Origin of the sequence: Bradyrhizobium sp. SMVTL-02 (assembly GCF_051853005.1) — a bacterium.
Lineage (GTDB): Bacteria > Pseudomonadota > Alphaproteobacteria > Rhizobiales > Xanthobacteraceae > Bradyrhizobium.
In genome coordinates this window covers 867,907-886,889 of the sequence record NZ_CP182469.1, presented here as the reverse complement: position 1 = coordinate 886,889, position 18,983 = coordinate 867,907, and the positions used below count along the sequence as shown (strand labels likewise).

Below are 18,983 nucleotides of genomic sequence, written 5' to 3'. Positions count from 1 at the left end.
AGGTGTGGTACCGGCATTGCCGCAATCAGAATCTTTCCCATTGCTTCAGTTCCTGATGTCCATGGCGCTGCGCAGGCCGTCCGAAAGGAGATTGAAGCAGATCGAGACCGCGAAGATCATCGCGCCGGGGAGTGCCGCGACCCAGGGGTTGACGTAGATCGCGGTTCGCAGCGTGTTCAGCATCAGGCCCCATTCCGGCTCCGGCGGTTTTGTGCCAAGGCCGAGGAAGGAGAGACCGGCCGCCAGGATCATCGAGACCGAGATCAGGCTGGTGGCATAGACGAAGATCGCGCCCAGCACGTTGCCGAGGATATGCACGCGCATGATGGTGAAGGCGCCGGCGCCGGAGGCGCGCGCGGCTTCGACGAAGTCCATGTTGCGCACGCCCGTCGTGACGCTCTCGGCGACGCGGGTGATCTGCGGCACGAACACGATCGTCAGCGCCACGATGGAGTTGAGGATGCCGGCCCCGAGCGCGCCGGAGATCGCGATCGCCAGCAACACGGACGGGAAGGCGTAGAACACGTCCACGGTGCGCATGATCGCGGTGTTGAGCTTGCCGCCGACATAGCCGGCAATGATGCCGAGCGAGGTGCCGATGCAGAAGGCCAGGATCACGGGCAAAATGCCGATCACCAGCGACAGCCGCCCACCATAGATCAGCCGCGCCAGCATGTCGCGGCCGAGTTCGTCGGTACCGAGCGGATAGCCGACCGTTCCGATATGGCGGAGGCGGCGGATCATCGAGCCCTTGTAGGGGTCCTCGAGGTCGAGCCATGGCGCGAGGATCGCGGAGAGGAAGATCAGCAGCAGCACCAGCGCGCAGGCCATGCTGACCTTGTCCCGCATGATGCGGCGGCCGACGGTTGCCCAATAGCCGCGTGCCTTGGTGGCGGGCGCGGCCTGCAGCGCGGCATCGGCGGTGGCTGACAACGGAAGCTCGCTCATTGACTGGCTCCCGGTGCGGATTGCTTCAAGCGATGCAAGCCCGCAAGGCAGTGCACCTCTCCCGCTTGCGGGAGAGGTCGGCGCAACGCGCCGGGTGAGGGTTTTTTCCTCTGGGGGGTTCTCCCTAGAGGAGACACCCTCTCCCCAGCCCTCCCCCGCAGGCGGGGGAGGGAGCGCACCGGTTGCATGGCGACAGCTGGGCTCATTGGCTAGCCCCGCTTGATGCGCGGGTCGATCGCGGCTTGCGCGATGTCGACGAGCAGGTTGAGGAAGACGAAGAACAGGGCCAGAATCAGGATCGTGCCCTGCAGCAGCGGCAGGTCGCGCTGGAAGATCGCCGAGTTGAGCAGGAAGCCCGAGCCCGGCCAGGAGAATACGGTCTCGATCAGGATTGAGCCGCCAAGCATGTAACCCAGCTGGAGCCCCATCACCGCGAGCGCGGTGGGCGCGGCGTTCTTGATGACGTGGCGGAACACGCCGGTTTCGCGCAGGCCTTTTGCGCGCAGCGCCTCGACGAAATCCTGGCTGAGGATATCGCCGGTGAGCGCGCGCACCGTGCGGGTGACGATGCCCATCGGGATCACGGATGTCGTGATCGCCGGCAGCACGAGATATTTCAAGTGCGCCCAGTCCCAGGCCCAGGAGTTCGAGCCGCTGGGGCCGGCGCCGACCGCGGGCAGCCAGTTCAGCTGGACCGAGAAGATGATGACGAGCAGCATGCCGAGCCAGTAATGCGGCACGGAAACGCCGGCGATGGCAAAGGAGGTCGCGACCTTGTCGATCCACGTCTCGCGGAAATAGCCGGCGATCAGGCCAAGCAGGATGCCCATGGTGAAGCCGATGATCGCCGCTGCGATCGCGAGCGTGACGGTGTTGCCGACCGCGCGCATGACTTCGGCCAGCACCGGGCGCCCCGTCGCGATGGAATTGCCGAGATCACCATGCAGGGCTCGCAGCAGCCAGAGCCCGAACTGCACCGGCAGCGGCCGGTCGAAGCCATAGGCGGCGCGCAGCTGCGCCGCGAGCTCCTGCGAGGCGTCCGCGGGAAGCACGGCGACCAGCGGATCGCCCGGCGTGATGTGCACGAGCAGGAAGCACACCAGCGCCACGCTGATGACGATCGGGACGACATAGACAATGCGTCTGGCGGTATAGGCGAGCACGGGTCTTCTTTCTTCCTTCTCCCCTTGTGGAAGAAGGTGGCATAGGCCGCCTCCGGCGGCCGTTTTTTAAGTCGACGCCGAAGCGAAACTTCGGCTACGGCGCCGGATGAGGGGTTCTATCCGCGGATACAGTAGTTACGAACGCGAAAGGGGTATCCGCGGAGAGAGACCCCTCACCCGGCTTCGCTGCCGCGAAGCCACCCTCTCCCGCATCCGCCTTCGCCAAGGCTTCGGCGGACAGGAGGGGAGAGGGTGCACTGAGCAAGCCGCCAGATGCCTACTGGATCGACACCAGCGAGAAGTCGATGAACCAGCTCTTCGGCTGCACGACGCCCGTCACCTTCGGGCTCATGGCGCGGGGGCCGACGTCGTGGGCGACGTAGAGGAAGGCGGCGTCATCGACGGAAGCCGCGTGCAGCTCGGCGAGCGCGGCGTCGCGCGCGGCCGGGTCAAACGTCTGACGCGCCTTCTTCACCAGCTCGTCGAACCTGGGATCGTTGATGAAGCCCCAATTGTTCGAGACCGGCGGCGCCATGCCCGATTGCAGGAAGCGCACCAGCGCGAAGAACGGGTCCATCGCCGCATAGGTGACGTTGGTCGCGTTCGAGCCGTTGGCGCTGGGATCCTTGGCGCCGCGGCGCCAGTTGGTGAACAGCGTGTTCCACTCGATGACGTCGAGCTTCACGTCGAAATAGCATTCGGCGAGCGCCTGCTGGAGATATTCGTTCATCGGCAGTGGCTGCATCTGTCCCGAGCCGGAGGCCGAGGTCTGGATCTTCACCGAGAGCTTCTTGCTCGGGCCGAAGCCGGCCTCCTGCATCAGCTTCTGCGCTGCCGCCTTGTCGTACTTGATCTCGAAGGCCGGCTTGCCGCGCCAGGGATGGCCGGGCTCGAAGGTGCCGGTCGCGGGCACCATCAGGCCGGCGAGCAGGCCGTCCTTGAGGCCTTCGCGATCGACGCAAAGATTGGCGGCCTTGCGCACGCGGATGTCGTTCCAGGGCGAGCCCTCGACGCGCGAGAACTGCCACGGCCAGACATGCGGCTGCTCGTTGGCGTAGAGCTTGAAGCCGCGCTGCTTGAGTTCGGGCAGCGCGTCCGGAGCCGGCGCCTCGACCCAATCGACCTGTCCGGACAGCAGCGCCGCGGTGCGCGCGTTCGCCTCCGGCATCGGCAGGAGCACCATCTTGTCGACCTTGGGCACGCGCGCCTTGTCCCAATAGTTCGCGTTCTTGACGAGCTCGAGCCGCTCGCGCGGGGTGAAGCTCGCCATCTTCCACGGGCCGGTGCCCGAGGCGTCCTTGGCGAACGCGGTCCAGGCGGCCTGCGACTTCGCCTTGGCATCCGCGCCCTCGGCCTTGTCGTAGAAGGCCTGCCACTTCGCCGGGCTCGCCATGAACAAATTGGTGAGGTTGATCGGCAGGAAGCTGTCGGGCTCCTTGGTGGTGAGCTCGACCGTCATGTCGTCGATCTTCTTCGCGGAGGCCAGCGTCGGCATGCGCGAGGCCGTGACGCCGACCTGGCTGGCGTCGAATTGCGGCGCGTCCTGCTTCAGCACCTTCTCGACGTTCCACACCACGGCGTCGGCATTGAACGGCGAGCCGTCATGGAAGGTGACGCCGGGGCGCAGCTTGAAGGTCCATTTGGTCTTGTCGGCATCGTCGACCTTCCACTCGGTGGCAAGGGCGGGGATCACCACGCTCGGCTTGTCGGCGGAGGACAGGTCCCAGCCGGTCAGCGCGTCATACATGGTGAGGCCGGTGAAGCGATTGCCTTCGAAACCCTGATCGGGCTGGCCGAGGGTGCGCGGAATATCGGCAGCGGTCATGCCGATGCGCAGCACAGTTTCCGCACTCGCCACGCGCGGCCATGCGGCCGCGCTGCCAAGCGCCAAGAGCGCGATCAGCGCCGCCCGTGTCTTCTTGTTCTTGATAAGCATCGCCTCGATCCTTCTTCGGCTTTCGATGATTAATTTTGATGCAATCGTATGCAATGGCTGTGCCAAGGAGAAACTTATTCTGCAAATTGCCCCTGCGACGACAAGTCCTTGTGATCGATTGAAGACAAAGCAGCCCCGCTGCCTATTCTGGCATCAAGATTGCAGGTTTGGCCTCAGATCCTCCCTGGAGCTTTGGGCCATGCGTATTCGTCTATCGACCTGTCTTGCCGTGCTTGCGCTGACAGTTTCCGCGATCTCGGCGCGCGCCGAAACGGTGGTGCGCTATGGCATCTCGATGGCGGACATTCCGCTGACGACAGGCCAGCCCGATCGCGGCGCCGGCGCCTATCAGTTCACGGCCTACACGATCTACGATCCGCTGGTCGCCTGGGAGATGGACGTCGCCGACCGCCCGGGCAAGCTGGTGCCGGGCCTCGCCACCGAATGGAAAGTGGACGATGCCGACAAGACCAAGTGGCGCTTCAGCCTTCGCAAGGGCGTCAAGTTTCACGACGGCAGCGAGTTCAACGCCGATGCGGTGATCTGGAATCTGGACAAGGTGCTCAACGACAAGGCGCCGCAATTCGACAAGCGGCAGAGCGCGCAGGTGAAGACCCGCCTCCCCTCCGTCGCCAGCTACGCCAGGATCGACGACTTCACGGTGGAGATCACCACCAAGACGGTGGATTCCTTCTTCCCCTATCAGATGCTGTGGTTCCTGGTGTCGAGCCCGGCGCAGTATGAAAAGCTCGGCAAGGACTGGGACAAGTTCGCGAGCCAGCCCTCCGGCACCGGCCCGTTCAAGCTGACCAAGCTGGTGCCGCGCGAGCTCGCCGAGCTCAGCAAGAATCCGGACTACTGGAACACAAAGCGCATTCCGAAGGTCGACAAGATCGTGCTGGTGCCGATGCCGGAAGCGCTGACGCGCACCAATGCGCTGCTCGCCGGACAAGTGGACCTGATCGAAACGCCGGCGCCTGATGCCGTGCCGCAGCTGAAGGCGGCCGGCATGAAGCTGGTCGACAACGTCACGCCGCATGTCTGGAATTATCACCTCAGCGTGCTGCCGGGCTCGCCCTGGACCGACATCCGCCTGCGCAAGGCGCTGAACCTCGCGATCAACCGCGACGAGGTCGTCGGCCTGATGAACGGCCTCGCCAAACCCGCCAAGGGCCAGGTCGACCCGTCCAGCCCGTGGTTCGGCAAGCCCAGCTTCGAGCTGAAATATGATCTGGCGGCTGCGAGGAAGCTCGTCGAGGAGGCCGGCTACTCCAAGGCAAAGCCGCTGAAGACCACCTTCATCATCGCGCAGGGCGGCACCGGCCAGATGCTGTCGCTGCCTATGAACGAATTCCTGCAGCAGAGTTTCAAAGAGATCGGCATCGACATCGACTTCAAGGTGGTCGAGCTCGAGACGCTCTACACGCATTGGCGCAAGGGCGCGGCGGACGAGATGAACGCCGGCATCACCGCCAACAACATCGCCTATGTCACGTCCGATCCGCTCTACGCCATCGTCCGCTTCTTCCACTCCGGCCAGATCGCGCCTGTCGGCGTCAACTGGGGCGGCTACAAGAATCCGAAGGTCGACGCGCTGATCGACGAGGCCAAGCAGACCTTCGACAGCGCCAAGCAGGATGAATTGCTGGCGCAGGCGCATGCGCTCATCGTGGATGACGCCGTGCTGGTCTGGGTCGTCCACGACACCAACCCGCATGCGCTGTCGCCCAAGATCAAGCAGTTCGTGCAGGCGCAGCACTGGTTTCAGGACCTGACGACGATCGGGGTGGAGTGAGGGCGAACGCAGCTGCCGTAGGGTGGGCAAGCGAAGCGCGCCATCTCTATTCGATCCGGAAAGCTTGCTGGGCACGGCTAGAGCGTTTCACATTTTGATTGAAGCATAACCGGCGCTGGCGAAGTAGTTGGCGCATTCGCGAGGCTGGATGTCTTGGACGAGGTGACCGATATGGCGCCAAGTCTCCTCGATTGAGCGCTTCTGAGCTTGCCGCATCCAGTGTTTGATCTTGGAGAAGGCCTGTTCGATTGGGTTGAGGTCGGGCGAGTATGGCGGCAGGTACCAGAGTCTGGCGCCAGCAGCCTTGATCATTTGCCTGACGGCTTTCGACTTATGGCTTCCGAGATTGTCGAGAATGACGATGTCGCCTTCACGCAGGGTTGGCAGGAGAATGTGCTTTACGTAACCACGGAAGCATTCACCGTTGATCGGGCCATCGAAGACGCAGGGTGCCGTGAGTTGGTCATGGCGGAGCGCGCCGAGGAATGTGAGGGTACGCCAGTGACCGTGCGGAGCGAAGCCGCGCAGGCGCGCCCCTTTGGGTCCCCAGCCTCGCAAAGGGGCCATGTTGGTCTTGATCCAGGTCTCATCGATGAAGACGAGCCGGCCCGGATCGAGCCCGGCCTGCCAGGCTCGCCAACGCAAGCGCCTACGAGAGACGTCGGCGCGAGCCTGTTCGAGGGCGAACAGTGTTTTTTTTGAACCGCAGCCCTTCCCGGCGCAGGAACAGCCAGACCGCATTGTGTGAGACCTTGACCCCACGGGCTGCCAGTTCCGCCTTCAGACCATGCAGCGTCAGGTGCGGCGTCTGAGTGATCCGCTCGACGATGAAGGCGCGGTGCGGATCAAGCACAGGCTTGCGGTGACCACCCATCTTGCCAGGCGCTACCGAGCCGGTCGTTCGATAACGCTGTGACCACTTCACAACTGACGAGACAGCAACGCCAAACCGTTCCGCCACAGATCGGCAGCTCTCACCTTTGGCAACAGCGGATACCGCACGCTTACGCAAATCGTTGGAAATTGGTCGGACCATCGGATGCTGGCCTCCAGCCCAGCCAGCATCTTGAATCATATTCGTCCCAGACCCGGAATCTTGAGGGTTCTGTGAGGTCGCGTGGCAGGCGCGAGCCGCGCGCTCTGTGGTGCGTGCGACCTCATAGAAGCCGGATTGAACGAAGCTGCGGAGTTGTGGGCGCTATGGGAATAGTGCAGCGGGTGCGGCTGCGGGGAACGCTCGCCTGTGGTCGCCGCGCGTCCGCGAGTCATTCATCGGATGTGAGGGGCCCGATTGATCGGGCCAAGGGCGCGATCCAGCGAGCGATTTGCAGCGCTGGGATGCGCTACCGAACGATTGGCGGGGTGTTCGGTGACGAGCGCGGCCACGGCGACTTCGGACGTTGCCACCAAGAAGGTGATTACGGAAGGGGTGGATGGTACAGACGCTGGTCATGACGTATCACAATGAAACGGCTGGTCGCGCGCGCAGGCTCGCGGGACGATATCGACGCGCCGCATGGTGCCGCCACAATGCGGGCAGACGGGGATCTCGCATTTGGTGAGGGGATCGGCGCCGGCTTCTTGATCAGTCGGAGCGTTGCGGACAGCAAGGAGTTGACGGCAGAAAGCGATTTTATCGTTGCGTCCGCCATTGGCGAGGAAACCATAGTGGCGGATGCGGTGGAAGCTGTCCGGCAGGGTGTGCAGGAGAAAGCGACGAATGAACTCATCGGCCTTAAGCGTCATCACTTTGGTTTTACGATTCTGCCGATAGTCCTTCCAGGCAAAGCTCACCTTGCCGTCGGCAAGCGAGATCAGCCTACTGTTGGCGATGGCGACGCGATGCGTATAGCGGCCGAGATAAGCCAGCACCTGTTCGGGCCCACCGAATGGCGGCTTGGCATAGACGACCCAGTCGGTCCATCGAAGTTGAGCGAGGCGCTCGGCGAATGCGGCGGGATCGGCGAGACGGGCGAGATCGCCAAAGAAGCCCAACTGGCCAGCCGCGAAGGCAGCTTGCAGCTCTTGCAGAAACAGGCGGCGGAACAGCCTGGAGAGGACGCGCACCGGCAGGAAGAAGCCGGGCCGGCAAGCGACCCAGTGTGTGCCGTCGAGTGAAGGTCCACCACCAGGCACGACGCAGTGGATATGCGGATGGTGTTGCAGGGTTTGACCCCAAGTATGGAGGACGGCGGTCAGACCGAGCTGAGCGCCGAGATGCTTGGGGTCGGCCGCGATGGTGGTGAGCGTCTCGGCCGCGCAGCGGAACAGAATGGCATAGACCACCGCCTTGTTCTGGAAAGCAATCTCTCTGGCCGGCGCCGGCAAGGTGAAGACGACGTGGAAGTATGGCACGGGAAGGAGTTCGGATTGTCGCTCGGCAAGCCATTGCGCGCGCGCCGAGCCTTGGCACTTCGGGCAATGCCGATTGCGACAGGAGTTGTAGGCGATCCGGGTGGCACCGCAGTCGTCGCATTGCTCGATGTGGCCGCCAAGCACAGCCGTCCGGCATGCCGTGATCGCGCCCATGACGCGCCGCTCGACGCGACCCAGATGTCCGGCACGAGCTTGCCGAAACGCTTCGCCGTGGCGGCGGAAGATATCCGCCACTTCCAGAACTGGAGTCATCAGGTCCGCTCAGCCGGGCGGCACGACCTCCAGGCGGAGCCGGTCAAGCGGACTTGGCGTATTGCTGATGGTCTTTGTGGCGACTTGGGTATAGCGCGCCGTGCTCTGCAGACTGGCATGGCCGAGCAGCACCTGGATGATGCGCACGTCGGCCCCGTTCTCCAGGAGATGGGTCGCGAATGTGTGCCGCAGCGTATGCACTGTCACCGACTTGCTCAAGCCGGCCGCCGTACAGGCTGAACGGCAGGCGGCGTGCAGCACGTTAGGGACGAGCGGACGCTCGTCGTCGCGGCCGGGAAATAGCCATCGTTTGGGCCGAGTGAGCCGCCAATACGTCCGCAGAATCCTCAAAAGCTGCGGCGAGAGCATAACGTAACGGTCCTTGCCGCCCTTGCCGTGCTCGACCCGGATCAACATCCGCTGGCTATCAATGTCGACAACCTTCAAGAGGACCACTTCCGATACGCGCAAGCCTGCGGCATAGACGGTGGTCAGCGCGGTACGGCTCTTGAGGCTTGGGATTGCTTCCAGGAAGCGCACGACCTCGTCGGCGCTCAGCACCACCGGCAGTTTGCGCGGTTTACGCGCATAGGCGATGCGCTCCGGAACGGTGTCATGACCCAGCGTCACACCGTAGAAAAACCGCAGTGCGCAGACGATCTGGTTCAGCGCCGGCCAGGACATCCCCGTCGCAACCAGATGAACCTGGAAAGCACGGATATCCTCCAGGTCGAGGCGGTCAGGAGAACGACCGAAATATCGGCTCAACTTCGCTACGGCGTTGAGGTAGGATTGCTGCGTCGCCGGTGACAGATTGCGGACCGTCATGTCCTCGATCATGCGGCGGCGAAGTGGGCTGATCTCAGCCATCGGAAAACCTCCTGTCTAAAGGGTTGGGCTTCGAAAACCCGCAATCCTCTCAGACAGGAGGCAATCCTTGCTATGCCTCCCTACATGCCGCGCCAGCGGCTTCGTTCAATCCCTTCCGATTCAATAAATCCGTGAACCGCTCTAGGCGCCTTTGCCCACCCTACGGGAGTTGACGTTTGGCCCACAGAGGCGCGTCAAACTCGTTTTGCGAGCGAACCAATCCAGAATCCTTCCGCCGGGACACTCTGGATTGCTCCGCTCCGCTCGCAATGACGGAGTGTGAGGCACCGGCAGCGACCCACCTGCCCCCTACTTCGTCAGCAGCGCGTACGCCCCGGTCCAGTCCTCCGGCGGCGGATTGATCTGGAAATCCTTGATTCTCGCCTCGTACAGCTTGAACAGCTTTTCCAGGGTGTCGGCGTCTTCGCTGCGGCGGCCGCGCTCGATGGCGTTCATCGCGCCCTGCCAGTCGCGATTGCGGTAGCAGCCGAGCATCTCGATGGTGATGTTGCGCAGGCGCTGGAAGGCGGCCGAATGCATCACGTCCTCGCGGCCGGCTATGGCGTAGATCACCTCCGGCTCGGTCTTGCCCTTGACCATGATGAAGTCGAGCTCGAGGATCGCGAACTTGTCCTTGGCGGCGAGCGCCGTCCTGGAACCGACGATGATCGGGAAGCCGTATTCCTTGGTCTGCCCTTCCAGGCGCGAGGCGAGGTTCACGCTGTCGCCGAGCACCGAATAGTTCTTCTTGAGGTCGGAGCCCATGTTGCCGACCACGCCGATGCCGGTGTTGAGGCCGATGCCGACTTTGAGCGGGATATAGACGTGGCCGCCCTCGGCGGCTTCCTGCTCGCGCTCCTTGTTGACCTCGTCGATCTTCTCGAGCATCTGGATCGCGGCCTCGCAGGCGTTGACCTGGTGCTCGGAATCGTCGAGCGGCGCGTTCCAGAACGCCATGATGGCGTCGCCCATGTATTTGTCGATATAGCCCTTCCGCTCGATGATGACGTCGGTCAGCGGCGTCAGGAAGCGATTCATCAGCGCGATCAGCCCCTGCGGATCGTGCTTGTAGCTTTCCGAGATCGTGGTGAAGCCGCGCACGTCGGAGAACATGATCGTCATCTCGCGCTCCTCGCCGCCGAGCACGAGCTTCTCCGGCGACTGCGCCAGCTGCTCGACCAGCACCGGCGACATGTATTGCGCGAACATGCCGCGGATCTGCACCCGCTGGCGCTGCTCGCGCACGAAGCTGGCGAAGATCAGCGTCAGGTAGATCGCGGTGGTCGAGAGCAGCGGATAGGTGAAGTCGATGAGCTGCCGGTACTGCGCGTAGAAGAACCAGGACGTGCCGACCAGGATCGCGGCGAACATCGCACCGGCAAGCACGAGGCGCACGGGACCGAGATTCGGCGTGAAGATGATGACGAGCAGGCCGATGAACAGCGCGGCGATCAGCTCGATTCCGAGCGCATAGTTCGGCTGCGAGATCATCGCGCCGGTGAGCACGCTCTCCAGCACCTGGGCGTGGATCTCGACACCCGGCATGGCCCGGGATACCGGCGTCGTCTTGATGTCGTTCAGGCCGACCGCGGAGGTGCCGATCAGCACGAGCTTGCCGGCGATCTTGCTCGGCGACACCGTGTTGTCGAGCACGTCGGCGGCCGAGACGTAGATCGAGGGATCATAGCGGGCGTAGTGCACCCAGAGCTGGCCGTTCCTGTCGGTCGGGATCTCCACGCCCTTGAGGCGGATGGCCCGCACGCCGGACTTGTCGGTCCGGACCAGCAGCGTCGGCGTGCTGGTGATGACCCGCAGGATCTCCAGGCTGAGCGAGGGCATGATGTTGCCCTGGGCGCGCATCACCATCGGCACGCGACGGATCAGCCCGTCGCGCTCGGTCCTGATCGTGAACAGGCCGCGACCGGCGGCGACCTTCTCGATCACGGGCACGTTGCGCAACAGGCCGGGGAACTCGAACAGAAACTTCTCGGCATTCTCCTCGCCGACCGTCGCCACCCCCGTGAAGGGAAGCGTCTTGTCGATTTCCGACGTGATTTCCGATTGTCCGGTCTCGCCCAGCACCACGCGCGAGCGCTCGATCGCTTCCGAGAGGATCTGGTCGTTGCTCGGCAGCTCGCGCAGCCTGGTGCGGGTGGCGTCGTCCAGATAGCGCATCTGGCCGGCGACCAGGTCCGGATTGAGCCGGTCGGGCTCTGAAAACACCACGTCGAAGCCGATCGCGACCGCGCCGTTGTTGGTGAGGTTGGTGATCACGTCCGCGATCCGCGTCCGGGACCACGGCCATTGGCCAAACTTGGCAAGGCTCTTGTCGTCGATGTCGACGATCGTGACCGGCCGTATCGTCTTGTGGCGAGGGTCGATTAGTTGGAACATGTCGAAGGTGCGCAGCCGCAATTCCTGGATCGGCGGCGGGTCCCAGAGGCGGGCGGCGGCGAACACGACCAGCAGCGCAAGGCACATCAGCCGCGCAAGGCCGAACTTTTGCGCAAACCACCGCCGCAGGATCTTGAGACGTCTCATGCTGGTCGAGTTTCCCGCAACCGCTTGGGGCCTGATCTTGGATCGCCGTGAGGCAAATGGCCAATGGTTCGGCGACGGAAGATAAGGATTTTTTTGTCGCGATCAAAGCGGAATGATGAGCGGCTTCCCCGGAGTGTCCGCCTCTAACTCACATGTAGGATGAAGTCGCCGGCGTTGAGACTGCCGACAACAGTGTTCTTCAGGAGGATCTTGTCGTTGTTATCGAGCGTGAGCAAGGTATCGTCGCCCTGCTGCCCCGCGAGCAAGGATACCTGCATCCATGACGTGAGACTGGTGAACTGCCGCAGGTCGATCTTGTCGAGGCCGACCTCGAAATCGTTCACGGTGTGCTGGGCCGTCTGCTGCGCCGACGTCGGCGCGAACACGAACTGGTCCTTGGCGCCGCCACCAATGAGCGTGTCGCTCGAGTCGGTCGCGAAGATCACGTCCTTGCCGGCGGCCCCTGCCAGAGTGATGCCCTGGCTGTTGGCGCCCTCGACGAAGATGAAGTTGACGGTGTCGGACAGGCCCTTGGTCGTGTCCGTGACCGTCAGCGTGATCCGGTCGGTGTCCGGCGGCACGGGGTACTGATCGGTGCTGGCGCCGGTCGGGTCGTAGGTGACGCCGGCACCTTCTGCGAGGCCGGCATTGATCTGGGCGAGCGAACCGGACACCGGATAGACACTGACGCTGCTGGTATCTGGATGCGAGGTCGACACCGAGACCGTGAAAGTGTCCGCCGCGGCGCCGGAATCGGTGTCTGTGACCACCAGACCGGTGATGATCTCGTTGCTGTTCTCGCGGATATGCTCGACCTGGAAGTGCTCGGTGTCGATGAGCGGGCCGCTGGCGGAAGGCGCCGTCACGCGCGTGCCGATTGTGGTGAGCTCGTCCGACACCGATGCCGTGCCGTCGGTGCTCATGGCCGTGATATCGGCTGTCGTTGTCGCCGAAGTGGTCGTGATGCCGCCGACATAGGTATTGTCGAGGGCATGCACGCCCAGCGCGTCCGGCATCCCGGTGAAGCCGTTGGCCGGCACGAAGCGAAGCAGAGTGTCCGGGCTCAGCACCAGCGCACTCGTGTCACTGACCGCCCCGATATCGACCCATTGATGGGTACCGGCGAGCTCGTACTGCCAGACACCCTGCGCCGCCGTGGCGGTATCGGACGTCACTGCGATGGCCTTGAAGGTCGCGCCGGCATCGGCGTCGTGAAACTTGTCCGTGAAGAGGCTGCTGATGGTGCTTCCACCCGGATCGCTGTTGTTACCCGCGGCCGAGGCCAGCGTCGTGTCGTCGAGCGTCGGCGCGTCGTTCGTGCCGGTGATCGTGACAACGACGTCCGCCGTCACCTTCTGGCCCTGGCCGTCACACAGCGTAATGGTGGACACAACCTTCACGGTCTGGTCCTTGGCGAGGAAATCGAGCGCGTTGTCGGCGATCGAATAGCTCCACGTCACGGTGCCGTTGTTCTTGCCGGTCTGCCCATAGGTCAGCGCGTCCTTCAACGCGGCGATCTGGCCAGGCGTGAGCGACGCGGTGAGGTCAGTGGTGCCGTCCGCAGCGAGCGAGGTCACGACCTGACCGGTGACTGTCGCCGTCGGACGGTCGGTCAGATCGATATCGGTGAAGTCGATCGAACCGGTCGCAGCCGGCACCGGGTCGGACGCGCCAGAGCCGGTGGTGCTCTCACGCTCGGCGAAACCTGCAGTCAGCGTCGCATGGTCGGTGTCGAGCACCGGCGCGTCGTCATCCGCATGGATGGTGATCAGCGTGTGGCCACCCTCGTCACTGCCCGCGAAGTGTGCGGTGCGATAATCTCCGACGAGCGTCAGGCTGATGGTCTGGCCATCGTCGCCGGTGACAGTCAGCACGCCACCGCTCGCGGGATCGTCGGCATCGGGGACATAGACCGCGCTGGTGCCAGGCCCCCACTTGATCATCGTCAGGTCGATCTTGTCGGTCGCGGACAGCTCCGCGATCGAGCCGCCGAAATCCGTCGTATCGATCTCAAGCTCGGCGCCGTCGCCGGCGAGCGTGATCGTCTGCGACACCGTGCCCTTGACCTCGAGCGTCGCGCCGGCGTCGACGACAACCGAACCGGTGGCCGAGCCCGACAGGGAGCCGAACAGCGTCAGTGTCCCGGTGTGGACCTCGATCGAGCCGGTGTCGGCATTGGTGATGTCGCCCGTGATCGACGCGGTGCCCCAGCTGTCGATGTCGCCATCATTTTCGATGGTCAGGTCGACCCCGGAAATCGAGGCACAGTGCAGATCGATGGCACCATGGTTGACGATCGAGGACGCATCGCCGAACACGCCGCTGCCGGCGACCGTCCAAATGCCGCTCGCATCATTACAGAACGTGGCGGTGGCAACCGAGATATTGCCGTTGATGTGGCCGGTGTTGTTGATCGTGATCTCGCCGCCGGTCTCAACGATTGCATAGGTCGTCGAGCTCACGGCGCAGGCATCGTCGGGCCCGATGGTGCCGGAATTGGTGATGGACGCCGCGCCGGTGCCGTTCTCCTGGATCGAGATCGCGGCAGAACCGTTGGCGCCGACCACCGATCCGGTGTTGGTGATGTACGCCGAGCCGGTCGCGCCCGCATCGTCCTGGTCGATATTGATGCCGAACGAGGTCGCGCCGGTGATGTGCCCGTTGTTCGAGATGCTGACGTTGCCGTCGCCATGGGAGACGACGTCGAGACCGACCGCGCCGCACACGTCGCCGCCGACCGTAGCCGTGATGTCGCCGGCGCCGGCCGCGCCGTCGTGCAGCACGATTCCGTTACCGGTCTGACCGGTGATGGCGCCGACCGTCGTCAGCGAGATGCCGCCGATGCCGTTCTGGGTGACGACGATGCCGTTGGTCGCGCCGGTCAGCGCGCCGGTCGGCGTCAGAATGATGTTCCCGCGGCTGACGGTCGTCCCGCCGGATGCGGTGAAGTCGAGCGCGTCGCCCCTCGCCGAATTGAGGTTGGCATCGCCAGTGATGGTAAAGGTGCCGCCGCCCGCCGCGAGACCGGCGACGGTGCCGTTAAAGTCGTGACTGGTGTCGTCGAGCTTGAGCGTATTGGCGCCGCCCGCGAAGGTGACGGTCTGCTCGTCCGCGCCGCCGAGCTCGAGCGTCGCATCGTCGTCGATGATCAGCGTGCCCACGCCCGTGATGCCGCCCGCCAGGTTGAGCGTGCCGCTCTGGACCTCGACGGTGCCGCCGGTGTTCGTGACGCCGCCAGTGACCGTATTGAGGCCGACGCTGTAGAGATTTCCGGCATTGCCGAGATTGCCGCCGTTGATCGAAGCGTCAGTCAGATAGAGCTTCGACGTGCCGACGACCGAGATCGTGCCGCCCGCGTTGGCGACAGTTGTCGTCGTCAGCTTCAGCGTGCTGCCGGTCACTGCCTCGATCAGGCCGTGATTGGTGAAGGCGTGGAGATCGATCGTCAGCGTGCCGCTGGTGACGGACAGGGTGCCGGTGTTGTTGAGGTTGGCGCCGTGGATTCCGCTGATGCCGGTCGATTCCAGCGTACCGGACAGTGCGAGCGTGCCGCCGGTCAGGCTCGATCCTGCCAGTGTCAGCTTCTTGCCGGCATCGACCTTGACTGTTCCGCGATTGGTGATCGCAGCACCCGACACGGTCGCCTCGTCGAGCGTCAGCGTGATGCCGCTCTCGACCGTGAGGATGCCCTTGGCCACCGTCGCATGGCCGTCGATCCTGCTGTTGCCGGTGACGTCGATCGTGCCGCCCAGCACACTGTAATTGTTGATGGCGCCACCGCTGATCGTGGCGCGGTTGAGAGTCAGTGCGGCGCCATCATCGACAACGATCGTGCCGGCTGAATTGTCGACGCTCGAGCCCGGATCGATTGCCAGCGCGCCGCCAGCCAGCACTTCGATGGTACCGGAATTGGTGACGGTCTCGTCGCTCAGCGCATTGCCGGTACCGCTGACGTTGAAGAGGGCGTTGTTGTTGAGGATGCCGCTGCTCAGGACGGCGTCGCCGGTGAGATCGATCTCACCATCGCTGGTAATCGTGCCAGCCCCGCTGAGACCAGCGTTGAAGATGGGACCGCCTTCACCCTCGCCGTTGCCGATAACAACGCCGGGTCCGCCGATGGTCGCGTCGCTGACGACCAGCCTGCCGGAGGCGTCGATGGTGATCTGGCCGGCATTGGTGACGCTCGAGCCCTGATGGATCGTCAGCCAGCCATTTGCCAGCACCTCGATCACGCCGCTCGACGCGTTGTCCACGGTCTCGCCGACGAACTCGGCGGTGTCCTTGACGTTGACCGTGCCGGAATTGTTCAGCGTGCCGTTCTCGATCAGGCTGACGCCGTCGAGCTCCAGCGTGCCGAGAATGGTGATGGTTCCGCCCTCGACGGTCGTGCCGTCGACGATCAGCGTCGCGCCTGCATCGGTCTTCAGCATGCCGCCGGCATTGTGGATCTCGGCCAGCGTCTTCAACGTGCCGCCGAACAGTTCGAGCGTGCCGGAATTGGTGATCGTGGCGCCGACAGCGAAATCGCCGCCGGCCTTGAGCGTCGAGTGCCCGGCATTGGTGAATACGCTGGTGTTCAGGATCTCGGCCAGGCCGCCGACCGACGCCGTGCCGGTCGCGGCGTTGGTGAAGATCGAGTCCGCGCTCATGTCGAGCGAGCCCGCGATGGTCAACGAGCTCTTGTTGATCAACTGCGGCGGCGGACCGCCGAAATCATTCATCGTGATCGACTTGGCATAGGCGGGCGCGTCGATCGTGGCCGGATAGGACGGCGTCAGGCCGTGCAATTGATCGGTGATGACGATGACGTCGTCGTCGATGGTCGGGAGCGTGCCGGTCGCCCAGTTCGCGGCATCTTTCCAGAAGCCGCCCGAGGGCGCGCCGGGCTTCTCGGTCGCGATCCACACCACAGCGGGCGCATCGGTACCGGTGATCGTGACGGTGATGGTCTGCTGCGCGGTCGCGCCCTGCGAATCCCTGACCGTCACGGTGTAGACCAGCGTCAGCACCTCGCCCTTCGGAATGAAGTCGGCAAGGTAGACCGGAAGGTCGGCCAGCGACCAGTTGATGGTGCCGGTGCCGTCGCCGGTGCTGTCGGCCCCCGAGGCGATCGCAACCGACATAGCCTTCTGGAACGCCGCGAGCGGACCCGGCGGAACGGTGCTGCCGCCAGGCAGCGTCGCGCTGGTCAGCGCCACGGACACCGTATGCTTGTCGGTCAGATCGACGTCGGCAAAGTTCAGCGTGCCCGAGGTCGCCTCATCGCTGATGAGCGGGCCGCCCGGCACGCTGGTGCCGCCTTCGAACGTGATGGTCGGAACGCTGCCGGTGATCACCGGCTTGTCGTTGGTACCCGTGATCGTGACGGTGATCGGGATGAACGCGGATTCCGGGTTGACCTGGAAGTTGGTATCGACGCGGACCATGTAGGTCAGTGTCAGTGTTTCGCCGGCCGCGAGGAAATCGAAGACATTGTCGGGGATCGTATAGGTCCAGACCGCCGAGCCGTTGTTGTTGTTGCCGCCGTCGGGAACCACGCCGATCTGGATCAGCGTTGCCGCGATGTCCTGCTTCTGGAGAGCGCTGAGCGAGCCGGTGACGTCCTGCTGGCCGGCGTTCTTGTAGCTGTAGTTCGGCGCGTCAGCGAGGCTGATGCTCACCGTTGGTCGGTCGCCGAGGTTTTGATCGAGGAATCTGATCAGGCCGGAAATGGTGTCGGCATGCGTGTCGCTGGTCGCATTGGCACGTTCGGTCAACGCGAACGCCGTCTTCACGTTGCCGTCGGCGTCGAAGCTCTGCGCGATCGGCTGCCCGGGAATACGCTCGGCTTGCGGCGTGGAGGCGGTGGCGACCTGCGATCCCTGCAGATTGAGATGGACGAAGGTCGCGGTCACGACCGGACCGGACGCCGACTTGAACACCACCTCCAGGCTCATTGGCGTGAGCGTGTCGGTGAAGTTCGTTGTCAGCTTGGTGTTGCTGTTGTTGTCGGTGAACTTCAGCGTGAACACGTCCGTGATCAGCTTCTGAATGTCCGGCGACATCAGCGCGTTGCCGATCGAGACGTTGCCGCCGCTGATCTGGATCATCTGGCCGGCCTGGTTGACCGTCGCGATCGGCAGCAGCGTGATCTTGTCGTACAGGATGTAGGAACCCGTGGTGCCGTTCGGCTCGACCAGCACCTGGAAGCTCGCCTGCGGCTGCGGGTCGCCGCCGCCGGCGGGAACGACGAAGTTGATCTGGGTCAGCACCGCGGTGCCGCGGATGCCCATGGTCGCGACCGGCGTGTCGACCTTCATGTCGCCGTGCTTGGCGGTTTCGCCGGCGACAAAGGTGATGGTGCCTGCGACCAGACTCAGCAGCGAGGAGTTGTTCGACCCGTTGGGGTCGTAGACCATCTCGTTCAGCACCATCCGAGCATTGGAGGACAGGCCGAACACGGTGCCGTCGACGAAGGTGATGCCGAGCGTCGAATCCGCGCCGGTCGACACCACGTCGCCCTTCTCGACATTGTCACCATTGTTGAGGATGACCGAAACACCGTTGCGGATCGCGGTCGCACTGCCGGAGAGCTTCGTGACGTGGCCGATGACCTGGGCCGCAGCCGTGCCCGGCGTAGCCTGGGCAACCTGGACGTGCCCTGTCAGCGCGTTGACGACGCTGCCGGTGAGGTGGGCGCCATCGGACGAGGCGAGCGCGGCACGCTTGTCGCCTCTAAAATAATCGTGAACGACGAACTCGCGGCCCTCATGGGACAGCACGAGGTCGAGACCCGAGCGCTTGAACTCGCCGTTGAAGATCAGGTTTGGATCGGGAACAACGACGGCCCCATCGGGCACCTGACCGTGCGCCTTGGCGGTAAAAGAGTCGACATTGACAGAGGCAGGCGTGCGGGAACCTTCGCCGTGGTGGGGGATCGCGGCGTCAAATTTGCCAGCGTAGTTCAACGGGGCACCGTAAAAGGGTTAATAATTATGTAAGTATCGACCGGTTAAGCTTGCTTAGCATTACCAAGTCCTTAGCGAAACCCTCTATTGCTTGTGTGATTTCGCATCACCTGACCCTACGAACGCCCGGAAAACCGCGACTCCCACGAGGAAGC

The 18,983-nt window shown here is 63.8% G+C and carries 9 protein-coding genes; 1 reads left to right on the top strand and 8 read right to left on the bottom strand.

Annotation, left to right across the window (positions count from 1 at the left end; translation table 11 throughout):
• Positions 1 to 45: 45 nt before the first annotated feature.
• The 3 genes from ACNJYB_RS04175 to ACNJYB_RS04165 form a co-directional block, all read right to left on the bottom strand.
• A complete protein-coding gene (locus tag ACNJYB_RS04175) occupies positions 46 to 948 on the bottom strand; it encodes an ABC transporter permease (protein ID WP_439372832.1) in 903 nt (300 codons plus the stop codon).
• A 209-nt stretch (positions 949 to 1,157) separates the two neighbouring features.
• Positions 1,158 to 2,111 (bottom strand): ABC transporter permease, encoded by a 954-nt coding sequence (locus ACNJYB_RS04170; RefSeq protein ID WP_018643381.1) that lies wholly within the window; start codon positions 2,109 to 2,111, stop codon positions 1,158 to 1,160.
• 277 nt (positions 2,112 to 2,388) lie between these two features.
• The gene (locus tag ACNJYB_RS04165) at positions 2,389 to 4,047 is read right to left on the bottom strand and encodes an ABC transporter substrate-binding protein (RefSeq protein WP_439372831.1); all 1,659 of its coding nucleotides are present in this window, start codon (positions 4,045 to 4,047) and stop codon (positions 2,389 to 2,391) included.
• Positions 4,048 to 4,246: 199 nt separating this feature from the next.
• On the opposite strand from ACNJYB_RS04165, the gene ACNJYB_RS04160 reads away from it, so the two are divergent.
• Positions 4,247 to 5,842, top strand: a complete 1,596-nt coding sequence (locus ACNJYB_RS04160) for an ABC transporter substrate-binding protein (RefSeq protein WP_439372830.1) — start codon at positions 4,247 to 4,249, stop codon at positions 5,840 to 5,842.
• Positions 5,843 to 5,929: 87 nt separating this feature from the next.
• Here the strand turns inward: ACNJYB_RS04160 and ACNJYB_RS04155 are convergent.
• From ACNJYB_RS04155 to ACNJYB_RS04135, 5 genes are all read right to left on the bottom strand, one after another.
• A protein-coding gene (locus ACNJYB_RS04155) for an IS630 family transposase (RefSeq protein ID WP_439368321.1) occupies positions 5,930 to 6,878 on the bottom strand; the annotation gives its coding sequence in 2 pieces (ribosomal slippage) (positions 5,930 to 6,541 and positions 6,543 to 6,878; 948 coding nt in all).
• 413 nt (positions 6,879 to 7,291) lie between these two features.
• Entirely contained in the window at positions 7,292 to 8,473 is a 1,182-nt protein-coding gene (locus ACNJYB_RS04150; RefSeq protein ID WP_439375460.1) for an IS91 family transposase, read from the bottom strand.
• 6 nt (positions 8,474 to 8,479) lie between these two features.
• Positions 8,480 to 9,340 carry a tyrosine-type recombinase/integrase gene (locus tag ACNJYB_RS04145; protein WP_439368084.1) on the bottom strand — a complete coding sequence of 287 codons (861 nt, stop codon included), beginning with the start codon at positions 9,338 to 9,340 and terminating at the stop codon, positions 8,480 to 8,482.
• A 309-nt stretch (positions 9,341 to 9,649) separates the two neighbouring features.
• Positions 9,650 to 11,881 carry a CHASE2 domain-containing protein gene (locus ACNJYB_RS04140; protein WP_439372829.1) on the bottom strand — a complete coding sequence of 744 codons (2,232 nt, stop codon included), beginning with the start codon at positions 11,879 to 11,881 and terminating at the stop codon, positions 9,650 to 9,652.
• Positions 11,882 to 12,024: 143 nt separating this feature from the next.
• Entirely contained in the window at positions 12,025 to 18,828 is a 6,804-nt protein-coding gene (locus tag ACNJYB_RS04135; RefSeq protein WP_439372828.1) for a VCBS domain-containing protein, read from the bottom strand.
• Between the last annotated feature and the right edge of the window lie 155 nt (positions 18,829 to 18,983).

Coding starts and splice junctions, on each gene's coding strand:
- ACNJYB_RS04175 (WP_439372832.1), bottom strand. CDS start 948: ATGAGCGAGCTTCCGTTGTCAGCCACCGCCGATGCCGCGCTGCAGGCC.
- ACNJYB_RS04165 (WP_439372831.1), bottom strand. CDS start 4,047: ATGCTTATCAAGAACAAGAAGACACGGGCGGCGCTGATCGCGCTCTTG.
- ACNJYB_RS04160 (WP_439372830.1), top strand. CDS start 4,247: ATGCGTATTCGTCTATCGACCTGTCTTGCCGTGCTTGCGCTGACAGTT.
- ACNJYB_RS04145 (WP_439368084.1), bottom strand. CDS start 9,340: ATGGCTGAGATCAGCCCACTTCGCCGCCGCATGATCGAGGACATGACG.
- ACNJYB_RS04140 (WP_439372829.1), bottom strand. CDS start 11,881: ATGAGACGTCTCAAGATCCTGCGGCGGTGGTTTGCGCAAAAGTTCGGC.